Below are 9937 nucleotides of genomic sequence, written 5' to 3'. Positions count from 1 at the left end.
CGCTCGATCACCGTGATTTCGTCGCAGATCATCGAGCAGACCGCCTCGACCTCGCTGCAGGACATCCTGCGCACCTCGCCGGGCATCACCTTCGGCGCCGGCGAAGGCGGCCAGCCCCTGGCCGACCGTCCGTTCATCCGCGGCCAGTCCTCGGGCAACAACATCTTCGTCGACGGCATCCGCGACAGCGGCGGCCAGACCCGCGAGGTGTTCAACCTCGAGCAGGTCGAGGTCATCAAGGGTCCGGATTCGGTCTACAGCGGCCGCGGCTCGGGCGGCGGCAGCATCAACCTGTCGAGCAAGTCGCCCAAGAACCGCGACTTCATCAACGGCTCCGCCGGCATCGGCACCGACAACTATTACCGCGCCACGGCCGACGCCAACTACAGCTTCGCCGAAAACGCCGCCTTCCGCTTGAACCTGATGACCACCAAGGGCGACACCCCCGGCCGTAACGCTGTCGGCTTCGAGCGCTGGGGCGTCGCCCCCTCGATCGCCTTCGGCATCGACACCGCAACCCAGCTGACCCTCAGCTACTACCACCTCGATACCGACCAGGATCCGGACTACGGCATCCCCCTGGCCAGCAAGCGCACCTGGGGCGTGGCCGGCACCGACAGCCGCACCCGTCCGACCAGCGGCATCCTCGACGTCTCGCGCGACGCCTATTACGGCCTCGACCGCGACTTCATGAAGACCAAGGCCGACATCGCCACCCTGGCCATCCGCCACGAGATCAATGACAACTTCTCGGTCCGCCAGGCCGTCCGCTACTCCAAGACCGTCAACGACTACCTGGTCACCAACCCCGGCGACGGCGGCGCGGCCCAGTTCGTGGCCGGCGAGTGGTGGATCAAGCGGGGCACCAAGTCCCGCCTGAACCCGACCACCACGGTCGCGGCCGTCACCGACATCAGCGGCAAGTTCGAGCTGGGCTCGCTGAAGAACAGCTTCAACGCCGGCCTCGAGCTGTCGCGCGAGAAGAACGAGAACTCCAGCTACCTGATCTACACCACCAACGGCTCGGCCTGCCCGACCGGCTTCACCAACAACGTGACCACCGCCGGCGTCGGCGACTGCACGCGCCTCTACGCGCCGAACCCGAACGACTCCTGGCAGGGCGTGATCAACAAGGGTCCGGTCTCGAACTCGCTCACCAAATCGGCGGCGATCTACGTCTTCGACACCGTGACCATCACCGACAAGCTGCTGCTGAACCTCGGCGCGCGCTATGACAGCTACGAGACCAGCGGCCTGAACCAGACCGTGGCCTCCAGCAGCAACGGCGTGGCCACCGCGATCACCCTGCTGAAGCTGCCGGACGCCAGCTGGGACTTCTTCAACTACCAGATCGGCCTGAACTACAAGCCGACCCCGGCCAGCAGCATCTACGCCTCGTACGCCACCTCCTCGACCCCGCCGACCACCGCCAGCGGCGATCAGAACACCGGCGCCACCGTGGCCCAGTCGATCCTCGATCCCGAAGACACCACCAGCTACGAGCTGGGCGCGAAGTGGAATCTGTTCGGCGAGCAGCTGGCCCTGTCGGGCGCGGTCTTCCGCACCGAACGCAAGAACGCCCTGATCCTGGTCGGCCCGGCGGCCACCGACTTCGCCCAGGTCGGCGAGACCCGCGTGCAGGGCCTCGAGCTCGGCGTGTCGGGCAAGATCACGCCGAAGTGGCAGGTGTTCGGCGGCTATACCTACATGGACAGCGAACTGGTCCGCGGCGCGGTGACCCTCACCACCAGCGGCGGGGTCACCACGGCGACCCAGCACCTCAACACCGGCGATCCGCTGGCCAACACGCCGAAGAACACCTTCAGCCTGTTCACGACCTACAGAATCATCCGCCCACTGACGGTCGGCGGCGGCGCCTACTACGTGTCCAAGACCTTCGGCGGCAACCAGGGCGGGGCCGGCGGCGGCGCCAGCGGCATCTACATCCCGGCCTACACCCGCTACGACGCCTTCGCCTCGTGGAAGGTCAACGACAAGATCGACCTGCAGCTGAACGTCCAGAACCTGACCGACGAGCGCTACATCCTGCGCACCAACGGCGTGCACCACGCCGACCCGGCGCCGGCCCGTCAGACCCTGCTGACCCTGAACGTCCGCTACTGATCCTTCTCGCCCTCACCGGCGAAAAGCGCATGAACCCCGCCCGGAGCGATCCGGGCGGGGTTTTTCGTTGAGCGCCCGGAGCGGGATCAGGAAATATTCGCCTGACGCGAGCCGGCGCCAACCTAAAGTTTACCCTTGGGCGCGACGATCCGCCTCACCTTCCGCCGGGAGCTGGGATTGTCCTCGCCGCGCTCGCCAGACACGCCGCCCGCGCCTCTGAGCCAGGCCGAGAGCGCGCAATGGTTCTTCGAGAACGCCCACGACCTGTTCGCCGTCGTGGTCGAGGGCCGTTTCGTCACCGTCAATCCGGCCTGGACGCGCCTGACCGGCTGGACCGCCGCCGAGCTGATCGGCCAGCCGCCCCTGAAGTTCATCGATCCCGAGCACCACGCCGAGCTGATCCAGGCCGGCGAGGTCATCCGCGCCATGGGCGGCACGGTCCTGCGCGTGCGCATGGTCTGCAAGGACGAGCGCCGCGTCTGGCTCGAAGCGCATGTGCGCCAGGGTCCCGCCGGCGAGATGGTCGGCACCCTGCGCGACGTCTCGGCCGAGGTGGCCCGCAAGGCCGAGCAGGCGGTCTCGCGCCGCACCCGTGAGATGCTGGCCTCGGCGGCCGGCGTCGGCGTCTGGAGCTTCGATCCGATCACCCAGCGCATCGAGTGGTCGAGCGACATCCTCAGCCTGACGGGCCTGCGCCCCGAGCAGGTCTCGACGCCGGAAACCTTCTACGCCCAGCTCGACGAGCCCGAGCGCAGTCGCGTGCGCTCGACCTTCACCCGCGCCGTGCGCACCGGCCAGGGCGGCACGATCGAGCACCACATGCGCGGCGCGACCGGCCAGAAGTTCTCGTTCCGCGCCACCTTCCAGACCGAGCCGCGGCCCGGCGGCGTCTTCGCCCTGCGCGGCATCTCGCAGAACATCACCGAGGTCGCCCGCGACCGCGACCTGGCCCGCTGGGGCGAGCAGAAGGCCCGCCGGCTGGTCGAGGGCGCGCCCTTCGCCGTGGCCCTCTACGACCGCGACCTGCGCCTGAAAGTGGTCAGCCCCCGCTTCCTGGAGATCTTCCAGGCCAGCGAGGCCGAGGTCATCGGCAAGTCGCTGCAGGAGCTGACCTATGGGGCGCGCAAGCGCTTCGTCGCCGCCGTCGAGCGCGCCCTCACCGGCCAGACCGTGGTGCGCCGCGAGGACAGCCTGACCGACGGCCAGGGCCGCGAGCACCGCCTGCGCTGGGAGGCCCGCCCCTGGCGCGACGCCAGCGGCGCGATCGCCGGCGTCATCACCTACATGGACGACGTCACCGCCCTGGCCGACGCCCGCCGCGAGGCCCGCGCCAACGCCCGACGGCTGAAGACCGCCCTGGGCGCTGCCCAGGCCGGAGTCTACGAGATCGACCACGTCGATCGCTCGTTCTGGGGCTCGCCCGAGTTCCACCGTATCCTGGGCCGCCGCATCACCTTCGAGGACGTGCGGCAGGCGATCTGGCCGATGATCCGCTCCGAGGACGTGGCCGCCGTCTACGCCGCCGGCGCGGTCGGCCGCTGGGGCGAGCGGGCCTTCGACGCCCGGGTCGTGCGCCCCAACGGCGAAGAGCGCTGGATCCGCCTGTTCCACGAGGTGCGCCGCGACGCCTCGGGCCGGGTGCGCAAGGCCTATGGCCTGGTGCTCGACATCGACGAGCAGAAGCGCGCCGAACTGGCCCTGGTCGAGGCCGAGCGCGCCGCCCAGGCCGCCAACGAGGCCAAGGCCCAGTTCCTGGCCAATATGAGCCACGAGATCCGCACGCCGATGAACGGGGTGCTGGGGATCATCCACCTGCTCAAGCGCCAGGGGCTCTCGTCGGAAGCCGACCACCTGCTGGGCGAGGCCCTGGCCTGCGGCCGCATGCTCTCGACCCTGCTGGACGACATCATCGACTTCTCGCGCATCGAGGCCGGACGCCTGGACGTGACGCCCGAGCCGATCGACCCGGCCGACCTGGTGCGCAGCGTCGCGCGCCTGCTGAAGGGCCAGGCCGAGCACAAGGGCCTGGCCCTGATCGTCGACGCGCCGGACGTCGGGATCGTGCTGGCCGACCCCACCCGCCTGCGCCAGGCCCTGTTCAACCTGGTCGGCAACGCCGTGAAGTTCACCCTGTCGGGCTCGGTGACCCTGCGCCTGCGCCGCGAGGGCGCCGACCGCCTGGCGTTCGAGGTGGCCGACACCGGGGTGGGCATCGCCCAGGACGCCCAGGCGCGCCTGTTCCAGCGCTTCCAGCAGGCCGACGCCAGCACCACCCGCCGCTTCGGCGGCTCGGGCCTCGGCTTGGCCATCACCCGACGCCTGGCCCAGATGATGGGCGGCGAGGTCGAGTTTTCCTCCATCGAGGGCGAGGGCTCGACCTTCCGCCTGACCATCGCCGCGTCGTCGGTGGCCCAGCCCGCCCAGGGCGACGCCGTCGACGAACAGATGCTGCAGGGCCTCAAGGTGCTGGTGGTCGAGGACAACCCCACCAACCGCATGGTCGCCCGCCGGCTCCTGGAGATGCTCGGCGCCGCGGTCGAGACGGCGGAGGACGGCCTGTCGGGCGTCGAGGCGGCCGAGCGCGGCTTTGATCTGATCCTGATGGACGTGCAGATGCCCGGCGTCGACGGTCTGGAGGCCTCACGCCGCATCCGCGCCCTGCCCGGCCCGGCCGGCGCCACGCCGATCGTCGCCCTGACCGCCAACGTCCTGGCCCACCAGCGCGCCACCTACCTGGCGGCCGGCATGAACGGCGTGGCCGCCAAGCCGATCTCGCCCACGGCCCTGCTGTCGGAGATCGTCCGCGTCGCCGAGGCCGCCGCTGGGGCCGCCGCCAGCGCCCAGGCCGCCGTCGCCTGACGACGTTCTCCCAAGGCTTCCCAGAGCGCCGCGTTCCGGGCTAATCCTCCGATCAATCAGGGGGAATTCCGAATGACGGAACCGGTATCGGGCGCGGCTCACAAGAAAGGCGCGTCGATGCGCACGGTGGTGGCGGCCTCGTCGGCCGGCACGGCCTTCGAGTGGTACGACTTCTTCATCTTCGGCAGCCTGGCCCAGGTCATCTCCAAGACCTTCTTCACCGGCCTGTCCGACACCGCCGGCTATATCGCCGCCCTGGCCCTGTTCGGCGTCGGCTTCGCCTTCCGGCCGCTGGGCGCCCTGGTGTTCGGCAAGATCGGCGACCAGGCCGGACGCAAGGGCGCGTTCCTGGCCACGGTGCTGCTGATGGGCGGCGCGACCTTCGCCATCGCCCTGCTGCCCACCTTCAAGCAGGCCGGGATCATCGCCCCGATCCTGCTGATCATCCTGCGCTGCGTGCAGGGCTTCGCCCTGGGCGGCGAATATGGCGGGGCGGCGATCTATGTCGCCGAGCATTCCCCGCCGGGCCAACGCGGGCGGGCGACGTCGTGGGTGCAGAGCTCGGCGTCCCTGGGCCTGTTCGCCGCGCTGCTGGTCATCCTGGCGACCCGCTGGCTGCTGGGCGCCCTCATCGGGCCGGCGGCCTTCGACGACTGGGGCTGGCGGATCCCCTTCGCCGTCTCGATCGGCCTGCTGGCGGTCTCGGTCTGGATGCGCCTGAAGCTCAGCGAAAGCCCGACCTTCGCCCGGATGAAGGAAGAGGGCGCGGCGTCCAAGGCCCCCTATGCCGAGGCCTTCGGCCAGTGGAAGAATCTCAAGCTGGTGCTGCTGGCCTTCTTCGCCGTCATGTCGGCCCAGGGCGCGGTCTGGTACACCACCTTCTTCTACATCCAGACCTTCATGGAGAAGTTCCTCAAGGTCGCGCCCGGCACGATCAACGGCCTGATGATGGGGGCCGCGGCGGTCAGCGCGGTGCTCTACGTCGTCTTCGGCTGGCTGTCGGACAGGATCGGCCGCAAGCCGGTGATGCTGGGCGGCATGACCCTGGCCCTCGTTTTCTACTTCCCCGGCTTCCACCTGCTGGAGCGCGCCGCCAACCCGGCCCTGGCCGAGGCCTCGGCGAGGGCGCCGGTCAGCGTCACCGCCGCCCCCAGGGACTGCGCCCTGCAGTTCGATCCCATCGGCAAGGCCGCCTTTGTCTCGTCCTGCGACATCGCCAAGAGCGCCCTGGCCAATGCCGGCGTCTCCTACGCCAACCAAACCGGCCCGGCCGGCGCCCCCGCCGTCGTCCAGATCGGCGAGACGCGCATCGTCTCGAAGAGCGCCGAGGGCCTGCCGGCCAAGGACGCCAAGGCGGTGAAGGCCGCCGGCGAGGCCGCGATCAAGGCGGCGCTGGCCAAGGCCGGCTATCCGACCGCGGCCGACCCGGCGCGGATGAACCTCTGGGGCGTGTTTGGCGTCCTGCTGGTGTTCGTGATCGGCGCCACGGCCCTCTACGGCCCGCTGGCCGCGGCGCTGGTCGAGCTCTTCCCGACGAAGGTCCGCTACACGGCGCTGTCCCTGCCCTATCACATCGGCACGGGCTGGATCGGCGGCTTCGTGCCCTTCAGCGCCTTCGCCATCGTGGCGGCGGTGGGGAACATCTATGCCGGCCTCTGGTACCCGGTGATCTTCACCCTGATCAGCGTGCTGACCACGGCCTTCCTGCTGCCGGAGACGAAGGGGCGAAGCCTCGACTAGCCCCTCTCCCCCTGCGGGAGAAGGACCTTTAGTGATCCGCAGCCCGGGCCAGCTTCCACCTGATCTTCGCGCCCTTCTCGGCGCGGACCTGGCTCTTCAGGACGATCACCCCGGCCTGGCGGGCGTGGCCGTGGTCGAAGTGGGGAGCGGCCAGGACGGCGACGTCGGGCGCGTCGTTGCGCAGCCACCAGCCGATGTTGGAAGGCCCCTTGATCAGCACGCTCTTGCCATCGCGGGCCAGCGAGGCGCGCGCGTCGGGGTGCAGGTGGAAGCTGATCTTGAACGGGTGATAGCGGCGCGGGCCGTCGACTTTGGCTTCCGCCATCGGGATCAGGCTGTCCTCGCCGCGCAGTTCGTCGGCGGCGATGTCGAGGAACAGGCGGCGGGCGTGCTTGAGGCCCAGACGCCGCCAGCCGTCGTGGACGATGTCGAGCCAGACGCCCTGCTCGGCGTCGTGGCGGCGGGATTCGACGCTGGTCGCGCCGTCCACCAGCCAGGGACCCAGCGCCGCGGCCCGAAAGCCCGACAGCGGCCGGCCGGCCGAGCCGCCGCCCACCGACACGGTCGAGGCGGCGTCGGACAGACGGAAGGCCTGAGCGTTGGCCGCCTCGGGGCTCCAGCCGCTGGAGGTGATCAGGCGGTCCTTGCCGCAGATGATCTCCAGCGCGGCGGGCTGGGCGCAGGCCGAGCGGCTGAGCGCGCCCACCGGCGGGACGCCGGCGTCGGCCATCACCTGGATCGTGCCCCCCTGCATCTTCTGGAAGCCGGCGTGCGGCATGTCCATCGGCGGCTGGGGTCCATGGTCGTCATGGGCCAGGGCCGCGGCGATGCGGGCCGGCTCGATGGCCTCGCCGCCGTGGAAGGCCGCCAGCCGTCCGTCGGCCAGGGCGAAGAAGCGCGCGCCCGACGACAGGCGGTCGATGGCCCGGCTCATGACCTCCGGCGTCGGCCGGCCGCGCTGGCCCAGGGCGTCGTCGAGGGTCAGGAGGTCGAACAGCAGCTCCAGCCCGGCCTCGGGCGAGCGCGAGGCGTGGCCGCCGTCGGCCAGGACGACCGTGTCGAGGCAGCGCAGCACCCGGCGCAGGCCCTCGGCCATCAGGCGGTCGCTGGCCTTTCCGACCAGGGCCGTGCCGGCGATCGTCACCACCACCGCCCGTTCGAGGACGCGGTCGGGGGCGTCGGAGGCCCGAAGCAGCTGGCGCGCACCGCGAGCGATGTCGAGGGCCAGGGCCGTCGCCTCGGCGTCCGAAGCGCCCGGCGACAGGGTCTTGGCGGCGCAGGCCAGATGGAAGGTTCGGCGCTCCAGGCACTCGCCCGACCACGAGAACTGGTTCCAGGTTCCGAACACCCGCCGCCAGTCCTGGATCAGCCGCAGGGCGCGCCGCGCGCCCTCGGGGCCCTGGGCCAGCAGGCCGGGCAGCCAGTCGAAGCGGTGCAGGGCCACGGCGAAGGCGCGCGAGGGGCTGGGGGTGTCGAAGGGATCGCCCTCTGCCCCGACCTTCAGGCTCTCGTCGTGCAGGGTCAGGACGCCGTCGAGCAGCTGGCGGCCGCGCTGGACCTGCACCGGACGAGGATCATGCGGCCGGGCGGCCAGGCCGACGGGACGCGGCGAGGAGATCAGCGCCCGGTGCGGCGGCGAGCCGAACCACTCACGCTCGACGCCGGCGCGGACCGAGGCGGCGATCGACCGCGCCAACACGGATCCCCGGCGCACAGGACGTCCAAGGGGACGCCCGGCGGCCTGGGATGCGGAAGGCGTGTCGGGCGCGCCGGTCATGCGGTGGCGTCAGTCCCCTTTGAGGGCGCGGATGTTGGCGGCGTAGGCGTCCGGGCCGCCCTTGAACACCGCCGAGCCGGCCACCAGGGCCGTGGCGCCGGCGGCGACGCATTGGGGCGCGGTGACCGGGGTCACCCCGCCGTCGACTTCCAGGATGATGTCCAGGCCCTGGGCGTCGATCAGCTTGCGCAGGGCCTCGACCTTGCGCAGCTGGGCGGGAATGAAGCTCTGGCCGCCGAAGCCGGGGTTCACCGACATGACCAGCACCAGGTCGACGTCCTCGAGGATCCATTCGACGTGGTCGAGGCTGGTCGAGGGGTTGAACACCACCCCGGCCTTGGCGCCCAGCTGGCGGATGCGCTTGAGCGAGCGGTGCAGGTGGGGGCCGGCTTCCGGGTGGATGCTGATGATGTCGGCGCCGGCCTCGCGGAAGGCTTCCAGATAGGGATCGGCCGGGCTGATCATCAGGTGCACGTCGAACGGGATCTTGGCGTGCGGCCGGATGGCTTTGACGATGTCAGGGCCCAGCGTGATGTTCGGCACGAAATGGCCGTCCATGACGTCGACATGCACCCAGTCGGCGCCGGCCGCCTCGATGGCGGCGACTTCGGCGCCCAACTTTGCGAAGTCGGAAGCGAGGATCGACGGGGCGATGATCGGCGCGGTCATGGTGTTCCTGGCTTACCGGGCAAAGGCTCGCGCTACAAGCGAGCGGTTGAGTTGCAGCCTTATGCGGCCTTGACGAAACGGGCGGCGAAGAAGCCGTCCTGGCCGCCTTCGCGATGATGCGGCAGCAGGCGCAGGGTTCCGCGAGCCGTCAGGCTGGCCTGCGGCGCCCCGCCCTCGCCGGCGCCGATCGGGGCCAGCGAGAATTCGGGGTGACGGGTCAGGAACGCCTCGACCTGGGCCTCGCCTTCTTCCGGCTCCAGCGAGCAGACGCAATAGACCAGGCGGCCGCCGGGAGCGGTGCGCTTGGCGGCGCTGTCCAGCAGGGCCGACTGCACGGTCGCCAGGCTGGCGATGTCGCCCGGGCGGGCGGCCCACAGCACGTCGGGATGGCGGCGGAAGGTGCCCGTGGCCGAGCACGGCGCGTCCAGCAGCACGGCGTCGAAAGTGCGCTCGTCGGTCCAGGTCGCGGCGTCGGCGGCCACCACCTCGGCCTGGAGGTTCATGCGAGCCAGGTTCTCGCTGACCCGCTTGAGGCGCGAGGCCGAGCGGTCGACGGCCACGACCTTGGCGCCCGTGGCGGCCAGCTGCAGGGTCTTGCCGCCGGGGGCGGCGCAGAGGTCGACGGCGGTCTCGCCGGGCTTGACGTCCAGCAGGCGGGCCGGAACGGCGGCGGCGGCGTCCTGCACCCACCAGCTGCCGTCCTCGAAGGCGGGCCAGGCGGCGACGTCGCCGCGGCGGCGGGTGCGCAGGGTGTCGCCCGGCAGCACC

At 70.8% G+C, this 9937-nt stretch carries 6 protein-coding genes; 3 read left to right on the top strand and 3 right to left on the bottom strand.

The genetic code is table 11. The features are described 5' to 3' along the window. The 3 genes from DMC18_RS18595 to DMC18_RS18585 all read left to right on the top strand — a co-directional run. Positions 1–2124 (top strand): TonB-dependent siderophore receptor (locus tag DMC18_RS18595; protein WP_110133191.1); only part of this gene is annotated, 2124 nt, incomplete at its 5' end. Positions 2125–2301: 177 nt separating this feature from the next. After that, positions 2302–4983: a PAS domain S-box protein gene (locus DMC18_RS18590; RefSeq protein WP_233248214.1), complete on the top strand. Its 2682-nt coding sequence runs from the start codon at positions 2302–2304 to the stop codon at positions 4981–4983. A gap of 72 nt (positions 4984–5055) precedes the next feature. Continuing rightward, the gene (locus DMC18_RS18585) at positions 5056–6723 is read left to right on the top strand and encodes an MFS transporter (protein ID WP_110120439.1); all 1668 of its coding nucleotides are present in this window, start codon (positions 5056–5058) and stop codon (positions 6721–6723) included. A gap of 28 nt (positions 6724–6751) precedes the next feature. On the opposite strand, the gene DMC18_RS18580 is transcribed toward DMC18_RS18585, so the two are convergent. From DMC18_RS18580 to DMC18_RS18570, 3 genes are all read right to left on the bottom strand, one after another. Further along, a complete protein-coding gene (locus DMC18_RS18580; protein WP_110120438.1) occupies positions 6752–8500 on the bottom strand; it encodes a heparinase II/III family protein in 1749 nt (582 codons plus the stop codon). Positions 8501–8509: 9 nt separating this feature from the next. Then, positions 8510–9169, bottom strand: coding sequence for a ribulose-phosphate 3-epimerase (gene rpe, locus DMC18_RS18575; RefSeq protein WP_110120437.1), 660 nt, complete (start codon positions 9167–9169; stop codon positions 8510–8512). A 59-nt stretch (positions 9170–9228) separates the two neighbouring features. Next, a partial coding sequence (locus DMC18_RS18570) for an RsmB/NOP family class I SAM-dependent RNA methyltransferase (RefSeq protein WP_146218132.1) occupies positions 9229–9937 on the bottom strand: 709 nt, incomplete at its 5' end.

Source organism: Caulobacter sp. D5 (assembly GCF_003185805.1).
Classification (GTDB): Bacteria; Pseudomonadota; Alphaproteobacteria; order Caulobacterales; family Caulobacteraceae; genus Caulobacter.
This window is presented reverse-complemented; position numbering and strand designations above follow the sequence as displayed.

Excerpts from the sequence above, each read along its gene's own strand:
- DMC18_RS18585 (WP_110120439.1), top strand. The coding sequence starts at position 5,056 with ATGACGGAACCGGTATCGGGCGCGGCTCACAAGAAAGGCGCGTCGATG.
- DMC18_RS18580 (WP_110120438.1), bottom strand. The coding sequence starts at position 8,500 with ATGACCGGCGCGCCCGACACGCCTTCCGCATCCCAGGCCGCCGGGCGT.
- rpe (WP_110120437.1), bottom strand. The coding sequence starts at position 9,169 with ATGACCGCGCCGATCATCGCCCCGTCGATCCTCGCTTCCGACTTCGCA.